The organism is Litchfieldella xinjiangensis, assembly GCF_000759345.1.
Classification (GTDB): Bacteria; Pseudomonadota; Gammaproteobacteria; order Pseudomonadales; family Halomonadaceae; genus Litchfieldella_A; species Litchfieldella_A xinjiangensis.
The window spans coordinates 420,156-436,044 of the sequence record NZ_JPZL01000004.1; the positions used below are offsets into that span (position 1 = coordinate 420,156).

Sequence of the window (15,889 nt, forward strand, 5' to 3'; positions counted from 1 at the left end):
TACAACCTCACTAGTCCTGTCACGTCAACCAGATCCGCGGTACGTGGGCCTCTCGCTCGATGAGGAACGGACGCAGGATTTCCCAGGCTCGCTGGCAAATGTCCCAGGCCTGGTTTCGCTCCTGCCCCAGGTAGCGCAGCAACAACACGCCATGGCGATGGGTCACGGCCCAGTGAGGTGCAGTGGGCAATGCCTCGCGAAGCGCCTCAATGGCGGGCTGGAAATCCCTGAGCCCTACTGCCCATAGCGTGGCTTGAACGGTCGCGCCGCCCTGTCCCCAGTAACCGGTGAAACGCGGGTGCGTCGGATCCAGTGGCTGCCGCTCCAGCCAGAGTGGTTTGCCGTCTCGAAGTAGGCTGAAGCGCTGCTCCACACGCCCGGACACGAAGGGCAAATCGCTTGCAGGACGCCCCAGGGCCATGATCTCCCAGCCCAGGCAGCGAGCTTCTCCATGCAATTCCACATGGGTGGACTGCTCCCCGCGCGAACCATCGAAGCACAGCGTTTCCTGGGGCAACCACTCGAGAATGCCGCCCTCAGCCACCGTAAGGCGTGTGTGTTGGCCCCAGGCCACGCCGTGGCTATCGGCCTTGTACAACTTGGCTGCCGCGGGCGTGGTCAACAAGGCGTGCGCGCCCTCGCCCACCTCGGCATCGATGCGCAGCTCATCGCCGCTCACCAGCCCACCGGGCGGATGCAACAGATAGACATGGCAGGCCTCGGCCTTGCCCTCGGGGTAGAAAGGGCGCTGCACCCGCAAGGGCCCGTGATGGCGGGCGCGAGTCAGGCGTGTCACCGACGCATCGCCACTCTCGCGAGCGGTAAAGGCGAGCGACAATGAGGCCGCCCAGCGACGGCCTGCATCGAATCGGTGGCCTGAGCCTTCACCGTGTCTCGGGTCGATAGGTGTGAGTGTCTCGTAGGGCGTCATACCGTCAGGTGCTGTTTGATCAGGTTATCGGACAGCTCGCCGATCGGCCCCTTGGCGACCTGGCGGCCACGGTCCATGATCACGAAACGGTCGGCGTACTTGCGGGCAAAGGGCAGCTTCTGCTCGACCAGCAGGACCGTCAACCCATCCTCGGCGATCAGCCGGCGTATCACCTCGCCAATCTGTGCAACGATATTGGGCTGGATGCCCTCCCCCGGCTCGTCGAGGATAAGCAGTCGCGGCTCGAGTACCAGTGCCCGGCCAATGGCGAGCTGTTGCTGTTGACCGCCGGACAGGTCGCCGCCCCGACGATGACGCATTTCCTTGAGCACCGGGAACAGTTCGTAGATGCGTTCGGGGATCGTACGCATGCCGTCCCGACGCGCCGCCAGCCCGGTGCGCAGGTTCTCCTCCACGGTGAGCATCGGAAATATCTGACGCCCTTGGGGGACATAACCGATGCCCAGCCGCGAACGATCCTCGACCCGGCGCTCGGTCAGTTCGACTTCCTCGGCAAAGCGAATACTGCCATCGCGGGTGGCCTCCTCGCCCATCACGCACTTGAGCAAGGTGGTCTTGCCCACCCCATTGCGCCCCATCACACAGGTGCACTCACCTTGCGGTATATCGACCTCCAGGTCCCACAGGGTATGGCTCTGGCCATAGTACTGGTTGAGCTTGTGAACCTTGAGCATCAGGCCGCCTCCTCGCTTTCGCCGAGGTAGACCTCGATGACCTTGGGATCACTCTGTACCTGGTCCATGGTGCCCTCGGCCAGCACACTGCCCTGGTGCAATACCGTCACCTTGCGGGCAATCGAGCGCACGAAGCCCATATCGTGCTCGACCACGACTACCGATTGCTTGCCGGCCAGGCCGGTCAAGAGCTCGGCGGTCCGCTCCATCTCCTGCTCGGTCATGCCGGCCACCGGCTCGTCGACCAGCAGCAGGCGGGGGCGCTGCATGAGCAGCATACCAATCTCTAGCCACTGCTTCTGCCCATGCGACAGGATGCCGGCTGGCTGGCGATACTGTGCTTCCAGCCCGATCATGCCCAGCACTTCGTCGATGCGGTCACGAATGTCGCCGTTCATCCTTGCCATCAGGGTCGGCAGGACGCGCTTGTCGGTGGCCATGGCCAATTCGAGATTTTCGAAGACGGTGAGCGCCTCGAATACGGTGGGCTTCTGAAACTTGCGACCGATCCCCAGCCGGGCTATCTCGGGCTCACTCAGGGTCAGCAGATTATGCCGGCTGCCAAACCACACAGAGCCGGTATCCGGGCGGGTCTTGCCGGTGATGATATCCATCATGGTGGTCTTGCCGGCCCCGTTGGGGCCGATGATGCAGCGCAGCTCTCCATCGTCTATGGTCAGGTTGAGATCGTTGATCGCCTTGAAGCCGTCGAAGCTGACCGTCACATCTTCCATGTACAGGATCGGGCCATGACGCACATCGACCGGTGATTCGGAAGGTACCAGGAAGTCGAAGACCCGGTCCCGCTGGGCCATGCTTTGCAATAGACTCATGCCGTTGCCTCCTTGCCGTCATTCTCCGTCACGCCACGCTTCCTGACCCGGTAGGCCAGCACGCCGGCAATCCCCTTGGGTAACAGCACAGTCACCAGCACGAACAGCCCACCCAGGGCGAACAGCCAGGCATCGGGCATTATCCCGGTAAATACCGTCTTGGCGTAGTTGACAAGAATCGCCCCGATGACCGCGCCATACAGCGTGGCACGGCCACCCAGCGCCACCCAGACCACGATTTCGATCGAGAACAGCGGCGAGAACTCGCTGGGGTTGATGATTCCCACTTGTGGGACGTACAGCGCCCCCGCGACACCTGCGAGCATGGCCGAGACCACGAACACGAATAGCTGGACCCGCTCGACCCGATAACCCAGAAAGCGGGTTCTGGCTTCGGCATCGCGTGCGGCCACACAGACCCGCCCCAGCTTGCTGGTGACGATCGCCCGGCACAGTACGAAGCCCAGCGCCAGGGCAATACCTGTGGCCAGGAAGAGCCCAAGCCGGACCTGGTCGCTGCGCAAGTCGAAACCCAGGATGTCGCGGAAGTCGGTCAGGCCGTTATTGCCGCCAAAGCCCATCTCGTTGCGGAAGAACGCCAGCATCAAGGCGAAGGTCATGGCTTGGGTAATGATCGACAGGTAGACCCCGGTCACCCGCGAGCGGAATGCCAGGAAGCCGAACACCAGGGCCAGCAACCCGGGCGCCAGCATCACCATGGGGAAGGCGATCCAGGCCGAATCGAAGCCGTACCAGTACCAGGGCAGGCTGTCCCAGTTGAGAAACACCATGAAATCGGGCAGCACCGGGTGGCCATAGACGCCACGCTCACCGATCTGGCGCATCAGGTACATGCCCATGGCATAGCCGCCAAGCGCGAAGAAAGCACCATGGCCCAGGCTGAGGATACCCAGATAGCCCCAGACCAGATCCACCGCCACGGCTAGCAAGGCGTAGCTCAGGTACTTGCCGAACAAGTTGACGGTATACGCGCTGACATAGAGCGGGTGCCCCTGAGGCACGACCAGGTGCAGCACGGTGACTGCCACAAGCGCCGTCAGCAGCACGCCGAGGAAGATGAGCGTCGAGCGCTCCTTGAAGGGTTGTCCTAGCCAATGCATAACGATTAACCCTCCGCTGCCCGGCCCTTCTGCGGGAAGAGTCCGCGGGGGCGTTTCTGGATGAACAGGATGATGAAGACAAGCACCATGATCTTGGCGAGCACCGCGCCGGCCCAGGGTTCGAGCACCTGGTTGATGACGCCCAGCGACAAGCCAGCCACCAGGGTGCCCCACAGGTTACCCACCCCGCCGAACACGACGACCATGAACGAGTCGATGATATAGCTCTGGCCCAGGTTGGGGCCGACATTGGTCAGCTGCGACAGGGCGACACCGGCCAGCCCCGCCACTCCTGAGCCCAGGGCAAACGTCATGATGTCCACCCGCGTGGCACGAATACCCATCGAGCGCGCCATGGCCCGATTCTGGGTGACTGCGCGCACTTCCAGCCCCAGCCGGGTACGACGCATGATCAGCATCAGGCCGACGAACACCACCAGGGCAAAGCCCATCACATAGAGCCGGTTGAGCGTCAGCGACAAGGCATCGTTGAGTACCAATGAGCCGCTCATCCACTCGGGGGTAATCACGGTGCGGTTGAGCGGTGAGATCACGGTACGTACCAGTTGCTGGAGGATCAGGCTGACCCCGAAGGTCGCCAGCAGGGTTTCGAGCGGGCGCCCTTTCAAGAATTGAATGACACTGCGCTCGATGGCCACGCCCGCCAGGGCGGCGACCAGGAAGCCGGCCGGAATCGACAGGATCAAGGCCAACCCCGGCTGGCCGGGGAGTAGCTGCTGCATGGCCCAGGTGGTGTAGGCCCCAAGCATCATCAGCTCGCCATGCGCCATGTTAATGACGCCCATGACGCCGAAGGTAATCGCCAGGCCAATCGCAGCCAGCACCAGTACCGAGCCCATCGACAGCCCAAAGTAGAGCGTTTCGGCGGCACGGTTGATTCTGAGATTCTGTTCGATATCGTCCAGGCCCGCCTGGGCGGACTGCGCGAGGATCGGATCGTCGCTGGCGGCGGCGCGGCCCAGTGCGACCCGCACACGCGGGTGCAAGCTTCCGGCGAGCGCTTCGACCGCTTCGGTTTCCCCGTTCTCGACTCGATAGATGGCCAGGGCCTGGGTCAGGCGACGGCGCACCTCGGCGTCCGGCTCTTCCTCGATCAGGTCGTCGATGGATCCCGCCAGGGTCTCATCGACTTCACCGAGCAAGCGCATGGCCGAAGCCAGGCGGACATCGGCGGATTCGGCGTAGAGATCGATCACCGCCAGTACACTGCGCAACTGGTTGCGTAGCGCGTTATTGATACCGATGCGGTCCAGGTCGCGGCGCGATATTTCACCGGCATCCTCGAACGTTAGCGCATCGATGGCCGGCCAGTTGCGTCCGCTATTGTCGATCACAATGACGAAACGGCCGGTGTCCTTGTGGCGTTGCAGCTTGCCGTCGAGCAACGTTTCCAGCCAGCGGCGGGCGCGCTCGTCCTCGCTTGCTGCGATGGTCTGGATGGCCGCCGCCTTGTCGTCATACGCGCGGGTATCCAGGGATTCGAGCAGGGCTTGGCCAGGGTCGTCCTGCTGGGCCAAGGCCGCGAGGGGCAGCCAGGCCAGCAAGAGTACGGTCAGCCAGGCGGTGAGGAACCGGGTGATCCTCATGGGCGTGTCCTGTGGTCAGTCATTACGTTGAGTGGCGTGTCGCAATCGCCAGGCCGGTCTTGCCGGCCTGGCTTGGTGTGGCTTTCGGTTCGCAAGTTACTCGGCCAATGCAGCCTCGGCTTCCTCGGCGGCCGTGCTGCCTCCACAGGTGCCTTCGGCGACGTTGAAGTTGCCGCACGCCATGGGCTTGCGCCAATCGGCGATCAGGTCACGCGAACCGGGCAGGTAGTCGGACCAGGCATCGCCCGCAACGGTGGACGGCGTCTGCCAGACCACGTCGAATTGACCGTTGTCCTGGATCTCGCCAATCAGCACCGGCTTGGTAATGTGGTGATTGGGCATCATCGCCGCATAGCCGCCTGTAAGGTTGGGCACGGTCACGCCGATGATGGCGTCCTTGACGGCATCGACCTCGGTGGTGCCGGCCTTGCGAACGGCTTCGGCCCACATGTTGAAGCCGATGTAGTGCGCTTCCATCGGGTCGTTGGTCACCGATTCTTCATCGCCGGTGTGCTCGATCCAGGCATCGATGAAGTCATAGTTGTCGTCATTGTCGACGCTCATGAAGTAGTTCCACGCGGCCAGGTGACCGACCAGCGGCCCGGTGTCGATCCCGGAGAGTTCCTGCTCACCCACCGAGAAGGCAACGACGGGGATGTCGGCGGCATCGATACCCTGGTTGGATAGCTCGCGATAGAACGGCACGTTGGCGTCGCCGTTGATGGTCGACACCACTGCGGTCTTCTTGCCTTCGCTACCGAAACGATTGATTTCGGAGACGATGTTCTGCCAGTCGGAGTGACCGAACGGTGTGTAGTTGACCATGATGTCTTCATCCGCGACGCCGTACTCCTCCTTCAAGTAGGCCTCGAGGATGCGGTTGGTGGTCCGCGGATAGACATAATCGGTGCCAGCCAGAACCCAGCGCTCGACACCCACCTGGTCGTGCAGGTAGTTGACGGCCGGGATCGCCTGTTGGTTCGGCGCGGCGCCAGTGTAGAAGACGTTCTGGGAAGACTCTTCGCCCTCGTACTGCACGGGATAGAACAGCAAACCGTTGAGCTCCTCGACCACCGGCAGTACTGCCTTGCGCGAGACGGACGTCCAGTTGCCGAAGATCACGTCAACCTCTTTCTGCTCGAGCAACTCACGCGCACGCTCGGCAAACAGCGGCCAATTCGATGCCGGATCGACGACGACCGCCTCGAGCTGTCGGCCCAGCAGGCCACCTTGCTCATTCTGCTGTTCGATCAGCATCTCCACGGTGTCCTTCAGGGTCGACTCACTGATGGCCATGGTGCCGGAAAGGGAATGCAGGATACCGACCTTGATGGGATCTTCCTGGGCCAGTGCCGGGGCAGCCATGCCCAGGGAGGCCAGGGCCACCGCCAGCCAACGGGGGGAAAGCGTCGAATTCTTCACACGATTCTCCTTGCGAGTCTGCATTGTTCTCATCGCATCAGTTCCAGCGAGAATGACACCGGGATGGATGTCGTCTCACTGTTATCGCAAGGGGTGTGCCAAGAAGGTGAATTTTTTCGAAAGAGCTGATTAAACAATCAATTATATCGAATAACGCTCGAACTAAAGAGCCTGCTTCGCACCATGGCGGTGCGATGCAAAAGGCGAATGGCATCGATCTGGGGCACCTGCCCCATGCCATGCACCAGCGAAGTTCGCTAATAAAGTGCGCTGATAAACTAGAAATGCTGCCTACGAAACGAAGACGCCAGCCCTAAGGCTGGCGTCTTTGCAATTTACTGAGATCGAACCTGTCATTCCGGATAGAACGCGGTCTCGGTCATCGCCATCAAGGGCGCGGCCCCGGCCTCGATCTGGGCTTCCAATGCGAGAGTGCGGGGTCGCATGCGCCGCAGGAAGTGCTCACCTACGGCGAGCTTGGCCCGGTAAAAGTCCTCCCCTGCCTGGCCATTACCCGTCAGCCCTTGCTGAGCGGCCCGTGCCATCTTCCACCACATCCAGGTATACGCGACGTACCCTACCAGGGCGAGGTAGTCGGCCGCCGCCGCACCGAGCTCCTCGGGCCGGCCCTCGGCGCGAACCAGCAGGCCCTCAGTGACACGCTCGAGCCGGGACAGCTCTTCTTCACAGGCGCGCCGATATTCGACAAGACTCTCGCTTGAATTCTCGACAAGGGACTCGTTTTCGGCCCGTTCGAGGTCGTCGCGTATGGCCTTGGCCAAGTGGGTAACATAGGCGCCACGGTTACGGAATAGCTTGCGCCCGACCAGGTCCATGGCCTGGATGCCGTTCGTGCCTTCATAGATCATGGCGATGCGCGCATCACGCACATACTGCTCGGCGCCCCACTCTACGCAATAACCGCTCCCCCCATAGATCTGCTGGGCCTCCACCGTGGCATCGAAGCCACGGTCGGTCAGGAACGCCTTGGCGACCGGGGTCAGCAGGGCTACAAGCCCCTCGGCGTGTTCGCGGCGGTCGGCGTCGGGATGGAACTTGGCGCGATCGAGCTGGCTGGCCACGAAGGCCGCGAACGCGCGTCCCCCTTCGTTCCAGGCGCGCACGTTGAGGGCCATGCGACGCACGTCCGGGTGCACCAGGATCGGATCGGCCGGTTTGTCGGGCGCCTCGGCGCCGCCCGGGGCGCGGCTTTGCAAGCGTTCCTGGGCAAAGTCCATGGCACTCTGGTAAGCCACTTCACCCAGCCCCAGCCCCTGAATACCGATAGAGAGCCGCTCGTAATTCATCATGGTGAACATGGTGGCCAGCCCCTGGTGCGGCTCGCCTATCAAAACACCCCGTGCACCATCGAAGTTCATTACGCAGGTGGCGCTGCCCTTGATGCCCATCTTGTGCTCTAGCCCACCGCAGCTCAGCGAATTGCGCTCACCCAGGGAACCGTCGTCGTTGACCTCGACCTTGGGCACCAGGAACAGCGAGATCCCTCGGCTACCCTCGGGCGCGTCGGGCAGCTTGGCGAGCACCAGGTGAACGATATTCTCCACCATGTCGTGCTCACCGCCGGTAATCCAGATCTTGCTGCCGGTGATACGGTAGGCCCCGTCCCCATCGGGGATGGCACGCGTCTTGATCAACCCCAAATCGGTGCCACAGTGTGGCTCGGTCAGGCACATGGTGCCCAACCACTGGCCGGCATACATGCGCAGCAAATACAGACGCTTGGTGGCTTCGTCGGCGTGGCTATCCAGCAACAACGCCGCGCCGGTATTCAGCGCCGGGTACAGGGCGAAGCTGGTATTGGCAGCGTAGAGCATCTCCTCGAAGGCGACCGTGAGCATCTTGGGCATGCCCTGCCCTTCATAATCGGGATTTCCGCCCAGCCCCCACCAGCCACCGTCCGCCAACGTTTCGAAAGCGGCCTTGAAGCCGGCCGGCGTGGTGACGTGGCCCGCCTCGAACCGGCAGCCCTCGGCATCGCCACGCTGGTTGAGAGGGAAGAGTTCCGCCTCGACCACGCGCGCGCCCTCCTCGAGGATGGCCTCGACGAGGTCCATGCCCAGTTCCTGGGTCGCCGGCATGGCTGCCCACTCCTGCGGGGCCTGGAAAACCTCTTCCAATATGAAACGCATATCGCGCAGTGGGGCGTGGTAACGGGCCATCGATGCATCTCCGGGCTGAACAGAATTCAAACGGTCGATTGAATTCTAGGCGAGCACGGGCAAGATGTCATGCCGACCTTGGCCGTAGGCGGTCTGGCTACAGTAGTAAAAAAAGCGCCGACAGGGTCGGCGCAGAAAATGATTCAAGCTGTATGGGCTTCGAAGCCCTTTGAAAGCACGGCTCAGTCGGATGTCGAACTTGCCTCGCCCACTTGCTGACGCATGCGACGGCGCAGGATCGGACCCACGACGTAGGGCAGGATCAGGCCGAGTGCGGCGAAGATCCACAGCCCGATCGCCAGGCCACTGTTCCACAGGATAGTCCAATCGCCATCGGAGATATCCAACGCGTGACGCAGGTTCTTCTCCATCTCCGGCCCAAGCAGCAACCCGAGGATGATCGGCACCAGCGGGATCTCGAGCTTGCGGAAGATATAGCCCGCGACGCCGAAGACCACCATGAAGTACAAATCGAAGGTGGTGTTGCTGATCGAGTAAATGCCCACGAACGCCACCATGGTAACGATGGGCAGCAGGAACATCGGCGGTACGGAGAGCAGCTTGACGAAGATGCCCACCATCGGAATGTTGAGTAGCAACAACAGGAAGTTGCCGATCAGAAGCGCAGCGATCACGCCCCACACGATGTCCGCGTTCTGGGTGAACATCAGCGGACCCGGGGTAATGTTCAGCGAGATCAACAGCGCCAACAGGACCGCCGTGGTACCGCTGCCCGGCACACCCAGGGTCAGCATGGGCACCAGCGCACCGCTCGAAGCACCGTTATTGCCCGATTCGGGCGCGGCCACACCGCGCGGATCTCCCTGGCCGAAAAAGCCCTTGCGGCCCAGGAGGCGCTTTTCCAGCGTGTAGCTGATAAAGCTACCCAGCGAAGCGCCCGCCCCGGGCAAGACGCCGGCAATGAAGCCAAGCACACCACCGCGGAAGCTGGTCGGCATGATGTGCATGATTTCCTTGAAGGAGAGCTTCAGCTTGTTGACCGTGATCTTCTCCTTGCCGCTACCGGCCCGCTCCTCGATGAAGAACAGCAGCTCGGAGATGGCGAACAGCCCCACGATGGCGATGATGAAATCGATACCTTCATAGAGTTCGAGCACGTTGAAGGTGAAACGCTGCACCCCGGTGGAATCGATACCCACGGTGGCGATCATCAGGCCGATGGCGGCCGCCACGACCGTCTTCATGGGATTCTTGCCGGTAATGCCGCCCAGGGTGGCGAACGCCAGCAGGAACAGGGCGAAATATTCTGCAGGGCCGAACGTGAGGGCAAATTTGGCTAGCATGGGGGCCAGCAAGATCAGGCCTACGGTGGCGATCAGGCTGCCCATGAACGAGGCCACGGCCGAGATGGCCAGTGCTTCGGCAGCCTTGCCCTTCTGGGCCATGGGATAGCCGTCGAGGCAGGTCATCATGGCCGGTTCGTCGCCGGGAATATTGAGCAGGATCGAGGAGATCCGCCCCCCATACATGGCCCCGGCATAGACCGCGGTCAGCATGATCAGCGCAGTTTCAGGCGGCAGGCCCAACGTGAAGGCCAGCGGTATCAAGATCGCCACGCCATTGGCCGGCCCCAGGCCAGGCAAGGCGCCGATCAAGGTGCCCAAAAAAGCCCCGAACAGGCCGAACATGAGATTCTGGGGCTGCAGGGCGACAGCGAAGCCGTCCATCAGAAAGCCTAGCGTCTCCATCAGCTCACCTCCAGGAATGAAAGCAGACCCAACGGCAGCGCGAGGTCAAGCCCAAAATTGAACAGCAGGAACACCACGACACCGGCGACCCCGCCAGTGACGAAGGCGTTGACCGGCCGGGCCCCCATGCGCCAGCACAGAGTGCCCACCGCAAGCAGGGTGCTGATGATGAACCCGAGCGGCTGGAGGAGCATGGCATAGAGCACCAGTACCACGATGGCGATGATCAGCTCGAGGCCGGTACGGTTCCACGGCCAGGCATTATCCGGGTCTGGGCGCACGATCATGTAGAGGCTCGAGAGACCCAGCACCGCCGCTAACAGCAGCGGGAAGGTCTCGGGTCCGACGGCCTCGGACCCGCCAAACGGTTCGGGAAGTTGAGAAGCGCCCCAGCCGTACGCGACGGCCAGGACGATCATCAGGACCCCGAAAATGCGGTCGTTGAAGGTCATTACTGAATCAACCCGATATCCTTGGACAGATCTTCAATGGAACGGATCTGCGACTTGACGAAGTTCTCGAATTGGCCGGCGCTCATGTGGAACGGCATCAGGCCATTCTGCTCCATGACGCTCTTCCACTCTTCGCTCTCGTAGATGGTATCCATGGCGTCGGTCCAATACTGCTTGGCTTCGTCGGAGATATCCGCCGGCATGTAGAAGCCGCGCCAGTTGGGGCCGAGCGCATCGATGCCCTGCTCACGTGCAGTCGGAAGATCCGAGTACTTGCCCGGCAGGCGCTCTTCGGCAAGAACGGCCAACACACGCAAATCGCCCGATTCCATGAAGCCCTGGGCTTCGGAGATGTCACCGGTGAAAGCATCGACGTGACCACCCACGACCTGGGTCATGGCTTCGCCGCCGTTGTTGTAAGACAGGTAAGGAATGCGCGGGAGGGCTTCGACGCCAGCCGCCTGAGCCGCGATCAGCACCTTGAGATGGTCCCAGCCACCCTTGGCACTACCACCGGCGAACTTGACGCTGCGTGGATCGTCCTTCAGCGCGTTCATCAGCGACGGGAGATCCTGGTAGTCGGAATCCTTGGATACCGCGATCACGCCATAGTCGGCACCCAGCGCTCCGATCCAGTTGACCATGTCGGCATCCATACCCTGGAACTGGCCTTGAGCCAGACGCGTGGTGGTTGCCGTCGAGGCAGCGACCAACAGCTGCTCTTCACCGGCGCGCTTGCTCACGGTATGGGCGTAGGCAACTCCGCCGCCTGCGCCAGCCATGTTCACGGTCTGGACGTTACGCGGGACGATATCCAGCTCCTGCATTACATTGCCGACGCTACGGCACGTGAAGTCCCAGCCGCCGCCCGGATCTGAAGGAGCGATACATTCGACCTTGCCTCGTGGCTCGAAGGCCATGGTCATGCTTGATGTCACGGTCAGTGCCGCAACGGCGAACAACTTGAGTGGCGTACTCATCGACATTGTTCTTTTCCCCTTGGTGTCTTAATCGGACTCGGTGAATGAAGCGAGCTATTTTCGGGAAGCTGACGCTTGTCGGGAAGCTGACGCTACCTTACAATTCTGTAAGGCAGAACGTCGTTCCTTAGAATGGAAGGCTAAGGGCTCCGCTTCGATGCCGTCAACGGCTGCGAGAGCAATTGCGACCAAAGTAGAAGGGGCGTATCACACGCCATCACGGAGACTCATTGCATGGCTCAGGATCGTGTCGAAGCCGTCGAACGTGCGTTGACGATACTCGAAGCGTTCGACTCCCCCTGTGAGGAATTCACCCTGGCCGATCTCGCCCAGGCCACGGGATTCTACAAGAGCACGCTGTTACGCCTGCTCGGCTCGCTGGAACGCTACGACTACGTCCAACGTGGCGAAGATGGGCGGTACCGCCTCGGGCATACGCCGGTACGCCTGGCCCGCCGTCATCTGCCCAGCCGACACTTGGCGGCCTGGGTTCAACCGATACTCGACGATCTGGCCCATCGCAGCGGTGAAACCGCAGCCTTGGTCGACGTCGCCACAGGCCAGGCCGAGTGCCGCCTGGTCAGCCTGCCCGAATCCCGCTTGCGACATGAGTTGCGTCCCGGAGAGCGCTGGCCGATCGAGCCTGACCGCCCGCCGGCCCTGGCACTGCCGGGCGGTTCGATGTATTGCACGCCGCTTTCTTCCGGTGTCGGCGGGCTATCGTTATGGCTCACGCTTTCGGGGCCCAGTGGTCGGCTGTCAGCAACACGGGCCGAACAATGGCTGGAACGGGCAGCGGCGGAGCTTCAACGTCGCCCCACGGAGCAGCACGAGGGGACACCGGCATGAAACTGTTTCTGGTCGAGGATGACGTACTGCTCGCAGAAACCCTGGGCGACGCTCTCAAGCTGGAAGGCCATGAGGTGACGGCCATCGACGATGGCGAACTGGCACGTCAGCGTCTTGCTCAGGCCGGTCACGGGTTCGACCTGATCCTGCTGGATCTGAACCTGCCCGGCTGCAGCGGCCTCGATGTACTGGCCGAGCTGCGTCAGCGCGACTCGACCACCCCGGTTCTGATCCTGACGGCGCGCGGTGCCATCGAAGATCGCGTCAAGGGACTCGACCTGGGGGCCGACGACTACCTGGCCAAGCCCTTCGTCCTGGACGAACTCGAGGCGCGGGTGCGAGCCCTGTTGCGTCGTCACCCTCAGGGCCAGAGCTTGCATGTCGGCCCGTTGGTTCTGGATACCGTGGCCCAGCGTTTCATGCTGGAGGGCGAGCCGCTGAATCTGCCGCCACGCGAACAGCGGCTGCTCAATTGCCTGATGCGCCACGCCGGGGAGCCGGTGGACAAAGCCCGCCTGAGCGAAGAGGCGTTTGCCGGCGAGGTCAGGGGAGACAATGCCATCGAGGTCTATGTGCACCGGCTCAGAGGCAGGCTCAAGGGTAGCCGTGTAGCTCTGCGCACAGTGCGGGGGCTGGGCTACGTACTGGAGTCGACGTGAGAGCGCCGCGAAGTCTCTACAGCCGACTGCTGGTGTGGCTGTTGCTCCCCCTGGTACTCCTTGGCTCCCTGATGCTGATCCAGGCCTATTACGATGCCCGGCGTACGGCTGATCGGGCCTTCGATCGCCTGCTCGAAGCCGCGACATTGGCGATTGCGGAACAGGTGCAGTGGCAAAACGAACGCCTGTGGCTCGACCTGCCCCCCGCCGCCCTGGAGATGCTCGCCACCGGTGCACAGGAGCGCGTCTTCTACGCCCTTTACAATGGCCAGGGCGAGTTCATCACCGGCAATGCGCGCCTGCCCGGCGACGCCCGCCAGGATGTCGAAAGTGGCGATACGCTGCTTTATCGAGATATCGACTGGCGTGACATGACCTTGCGCCAGGGGGTGCGTCGTACACGGCTCGAGGACTGGAGCCTGCGGGAGCGATTCGAAGTGCGGGTCGCCCAAACGCGCGAAGGCCGGGCAGCCCTGACCCTCTCGTTGCTGCGCGGCAACCTGGCCTATATCGGTGTGATGGCCGGGGTCGCCGTCGTGATGCTATTGCTGGCCGTACGCTCCGCCCTGGCACCGTTGACCCGCCTACGCCGGGCGATTCGCACACGCGACCCACGTACCCTGGCGCCTCTGGAACTGCCGTTACCCCGCGAACTTGCCGAGCTGCGCGAGACCATCAATGAGTTGCTTGCCCGCATGCGCCGGGTTCGCGCCAATCAGGAGCGCTTCATCGGCGATGCCTCACACCAATTGCGCACGCCCTTGGCCGGGCTTTCCGCCCGCGCCGAACTGGCCTTGCGACAGGACGACCCCCAGGCCTGGCACGACGCATTGAAGGCCATGCGATCCACCAGCGCCAATACGGCGCGCCTGGCTGTACAGTTGCTATCACTGACGCGCCTCAACAATCCCGAGGCGACTCCGGAGCTGGTCACGACCGACCTCGATCGAGTGGCCCGCACGGCGCTGCACCATGCCTGGCATGCCTGCCACCGGGCAGGTATCGACCTGGGCCTCGAAACTCCCGACACGCCAGTGACCGTACGTGGAATCGACTGGCAACTCGAGGAGGCCCTGAGCAACCTGATCGATAACGCGCGCCGTTATGGCGCCCGGCGCATCACGATCCAGGTCTCTGGCAGCCCACCAAGCCTTGCCGTGGAAGATGATGGACCCGGCATACCCGCCGACAAGCGACTGCTGGTGCTTCGCCCCTTCTATCGTGGCACGAGCGATGGCGAAGGCTCCGGCCTGGGGCTCGCCATTGTCGACGGCATCGCACGCTCCCATGCAGCCAGACTCATTCTGGAAGAGACCCCATCCGGCCGAGGCTTGCGAGTCAGCCTGCGCTTTCCCGGAGAGATATCATGAAACACCTCTGGATCTATCTGATGGCAGCATGGCTCAGCCTGCCGGCGCTAGGGAGCGATACGATCGAGTACCCGGCGTCTTCCGAATCGGGCTCCTCCGCGCGTTCGCTGATCGTACATGGCGCGCTGGACCTGCCCTACGTACGCCCTTTGCTCGATGATTTTCACCGGCGCCACCCTGACATTGCATTGCGCTATCGCAACTTCACTACTCTCAGTGTTCACCGCCGTTTTCTCGAAGACGAGGAGCGCGCCGACGTGATGATTTCCTCGGCCATGCCATGGCAGTACCGGCTGGCCAATGACGGGTATGCCCAGCCGCTGGAAACGCCCAACGCCTCGGCCTGGCCGGCCTGGGCCCGCTGGCGCCAGGAGCTGTTCGGGTTCACCTTCGAGCCTATCGTGATCGTCTATCACCGCGAGCTGGCCGAGCGCTTCGGCCCCATCACCAGCCACGCCGACCTGCTGCAACTGCTTGAAACACACCATCAGGCCCTTCAGGGACGTGTGGTGACCTACGACCCCGCACGCAGCGGCGCCGGCTACACCTACGCCATCGAGGAAGTCAGATTGTCGCCCCGGTATTGGGATCTGGTCGCGGCCATGGGCCGGGCCAATACGCGCTTGGTCGATACCACCGGGGAGATGCTCGACGGTCTGGCCGAAGGCCGGTTCTGGCTAGGCTACAATCTGTTGGGCAGCTATGCCCGTGACGTCGTCGAGACGAATCCCGACCTGAAAATGGCGATACCCGATGACTATGCGTTGGTCACTCAGCGTCTGGCGTTCCTTCCCCGCAGCGCACCCCATCCTGAAACGGCTGAAGTGTTTCTCGACTACTTGCTCAGCGAAGCAGGCCAACGCGTGATTGCAGAGCAAACGACCCTTGGCGCCGTGCACCCTGCCCTGCAAGGGCCCGGCACGGCACAAGCCTTGCGAGAATCGCTGGGCGACGCCCTGCGCCCGATTCGTCTGGGCCCGGGGCTACTTGCCACGCTCGACGATCTCAAGCGCGAAGCGCTGCTCAGCCACTGGCGCCGGGAATATCATCGCTGGCTGAATCTGCCCTGAGCCGGTAACCG

Annotated in this window: 14 protein-coding genes; 4 read left to right on the plus strand and 10 right to left on the minus strand. The window is 62.5% G+C overall.

The annotated features are described in order from the left end of the window. Positions 1-19: 19 nt before the first annotated feature. The 10 genes from JH15_RS16665 to JH15_RS16710 form a co-directional block, all read right to left on the minus strand. Positions 20-931 carry an urease accessory protein UreD gene (locus tag JH15_RS16665; protein WP_043532363.1) on the minus strand — a complete coding sequence of 304 codons (912 nt, stop codon included), beginning with the start codon at positions 929-931 and terminating at the stop codon, positions 20-22. Next, the gene (urtE, locus tag JH15_RS16670; RefSeq protein ID WP_043532365.1) at positions 928-1,626 is read right to left on the minus strand and encodes an urea ABC transporter ATP-binding subunit UrtE; all 699 of its coding nucleotides are present in this window, start codon (positions 1,624-1,626) and stop codon (positions 928-930) included. Before urtE ends, JH15_RS16665 begins: the two co-directional genes overlap by 4 nt. After that, positions 1,626-2,459: an urea ABC transporter ATP-binding protein UrtD gene (urtD, locus tag JH15_RS16675; RefSeq protein ID WP_043532367.1), complete on the minus strand. Its 834-nt coding sequence runs from the start codon at positions 2,457-2,459 to the stop codon at positions 1,626-1,628. Before urtD ends, urtE begins: the two co-directional genes overlap by 1 nt. After that, entirely contained in the window at positions 2,456-3,580 is a 1,125-nt protein-coding gene (gene urtC, locus JH15_RS16680; protein ID WP_043532369.1) for an urea ABC transporter permease subunit UrtC, read from the minus strand. Before urtC ends, urtD begins: the two co-directional genes overlap by 4 nt. A 5-nt stretch (positions 3,581-3,585) precedes the next feature. Next, entirely contained in the window at positions 3,586-5,187 is a 1,602-nt protein-coding gene (gene urtB / locus JH15_RS16685; RefSeq protein WP_043532371.1) for an urea ABC transporter permease subunit UrtB, read from the minus strand. A 96-nt stretch (positions 5,188-5,283) separates the two neighbouring features. Next, the gene (gene urtA / locus JH15_RS16690; protein ID WP_231566469.1) at positions 5,284-6,552 is read right to left on the minus strand and encodes an urea ABC transporter substrate-binding protein; all 1,269 of its coding nucleotides are present in this window, start codon (positions 6,550-6,552) and stop codon (positions 5,284-5,286) included. A 410-nt stretch (positions 6,553-6,962) separates the two neighbouring features. Then, the gene (locus JH15_RS16695) at positions 6,963-8,789 is read right to left on the minus strand and encodes an acyl-CoA dehydrogenase C-terminal domain-containing protein (RefSeq protein WP_043532375.1); all 1,827 of its coding nucleotides are present in this window, start codon (positions 8,787-8,789) and stop codon (positions 6,963-6,965) included. A gap of 182 nt (positions 8,790-8,971) precedes the next feature. After that, the gene (locus tag JH15_RS16700; protein ID WP_043532377.1) at positions 8,972-10,498 is read right to left on the minus strand and encodes a tripartite tricarboxylate transporter permease; all 1,527 of its coding nucleotides are present in this window, start codon (positions 10,496-10,498) and stop codon (positions 8,972-8,974) included. Continuing rightward, positions 10,498-10,950 (minus strand): tripartite tricarboxylate transporter TctB family protein, encoded by a 453-nt coding sequence (locus JH15_RS16705; RefSeq protein WP_043532379.1) that lies wholly within the window; start codon positions 10,948-10,950, stop codon positions 10,498-10,500. Before JH15_RS16705 ends, JH15_RS16700 begins: the two co-directional genes overlap by 1 nt. Further along, complete coding sequence (locus JH15_RS16710) at positions 10,950-11,936, minus strand: Bug family tripartite tricarboxylate transporter substrate binding protein (RefSeq protein WP_043532381.1); 987 nt, start codon at positions 11,934-11,936, stop codon at positions 10,950-10,952. The genes JH15_RS16705 and JH15_RS16710 overlap by 1 nt, the downstream gene beginning before the upstream one ends. Before the next feature lie 228 nt (positions 11,937-12,164). Here JH15_RS16710 and JH15_RS16715 point away from each other — a divergent pair, with 228 nt between their 5' ends. Genes JH15_RS16715 through JH15_RS16730 form a run of 4 tightly spaced genes read left to right on the plus strand, consistent with a single transcriptional unit; the run spans position 12,165 to position 15,878 of the window. Further along, positions 12,165-12,779, plus strand: a complete 615-nt coding sequence (locus JH15_RS16715) for a helix-turn-helix domain-containing protein (protein WP_043532383.1) — start codon at positions 12,165-12,167, stop codon at positions 12,777-12,779. Continuing rightward, positions 12,776-13,438, plus strand: a complete 663-nt coding sequence (locus JH15_RS16720; RefSeq protein ID WP_043532385.1) for a response regulator transcription factor — start codon at positions 12,776-12,778, stop codon at positions 13,436-13,438. The genes JH15_RS16715 and JH15_RS16720 overlap by 4 nt, the downstream gene beginning before the upstream one ends. Beyond that, positions 13,435-14,808 carry a sensor histidine kinase gene (locus JH15_RS16725; RefSeq protein WP_043532387.1) on the plus strand — a complete coding sequence of 458 codons (1,374 nt, stop codon included), beginning with the start codon at positions 13,435-13,437 and terminating at the stop codon, positions 14,806-14,808. The genes JH15_RS16720 and JH15_RS16725 overlap by 4 nt, the downstream gene beginning before the upstream one ends. Then, a complete protein-coding gene (locus tag JH15_RS16730) occupies positions 14,805-15,878 on the plus strand; it encodes an ABC transporter substrate-binding protein (protein ID WP_043532389.1) in 1,074 nt (357 codons plus the stop codon). The genes JH15_RS16725 and JH15_RS16730 overlap by 4 nt, the downstream gene beginning before the upstream one ends. Positions 15,879-15,889: the final 11 nt, after the last annotated feature.

Bases quoted from the DNA above. Each gene is read 5' to 3' on its own strand.
- urtC (WP_043532369.1), bottom strand. From the start codon at position 3,580: ATGCATTGGCTAGGACAACCCTTCAAGGAGCGCTCGACGCTCATCTTC.
- urtD (WP_043532367.1), bottom strand. From the start codon at position 2,459: ATGAGTCTATTGCAAAGCATGGCCCAGCGGGACCGGGTCTTCGACTTC.
- urtA (WP_231566469.1), bottom strand. From the start codon at position 6,552: ATGGCTGCCCCGGCACTGGCCCAGGAAGATCCCATCAAGGTCGGTATC.
- JH15_RS16700 (WP_043532377.1), bottom strand. From the start codon at position 10,498: ATGGAGACGCTAGGCTTTCTGATGGACGGCTTCGCTGTCGCCCTGCAG.
- JH15_RS16715 (WP_043532383.1), top strand. From the start codon at position 12,165: ATGGCTCAGGATCGTGTCGAAGCCGTCGAACGTGCGTTGACGATACTC.
- JH15_RS16710 (WP_043532381.1), bottom strand. From the start codon at position 11,936: ATGTCGATGAGTACGCCACTCAAGTTGTTCGCCGTTGCGGCACTGACC.
- urtE (WP_043532365.1), bottom strand. From the start codon at position 1,626: ATGCTCAAGGTTCACAAGCTCAACCAGTACTATGGCCAGAGCCATACC.
- JH15_RS16695 (WP_043532375.1), bottom strand. From the start codon at position 8,789: ATGGCCCGTTACCACGCCCCACTGCGCGATATGCGTTTCATATTGGAA.
- urtB (WP_043532371.1), bottom strand. From the start codon at position 5,187: ATGAGGATCACCCGGTTCCTCACCGCCTGGCTGACCGTACTCTTGCTG.
- JH15_RS16730 (WP_043532389.1), top strand. From the start codon at position 14,805: ATGAAACACCTCTGGATCTATCTGATGGCAGCATGGCTCAGCCTGCCG.
- JH15_RS16720 (WP_043532385.1), top strand. From the start codon at position 12,776: ATGAAACTGTTTCTGGTCGAGGATGACGTACTGCTCGCAGAAACCCTG.
- JH15_RS16705 (WP_043532379.1), bottom strand. From the start codon at position 10,950: ATGACCTTCAACGACCGCATTTTCGGGGTCCTGATGATCGTCCTGGCC.
- JH15_RS16665 (WP_043532363.1), bottom strand. From the start codon at position 931: ATGACGCCCTACGAGACACTCACACCTATCGACCCGAGACACGGTGAA.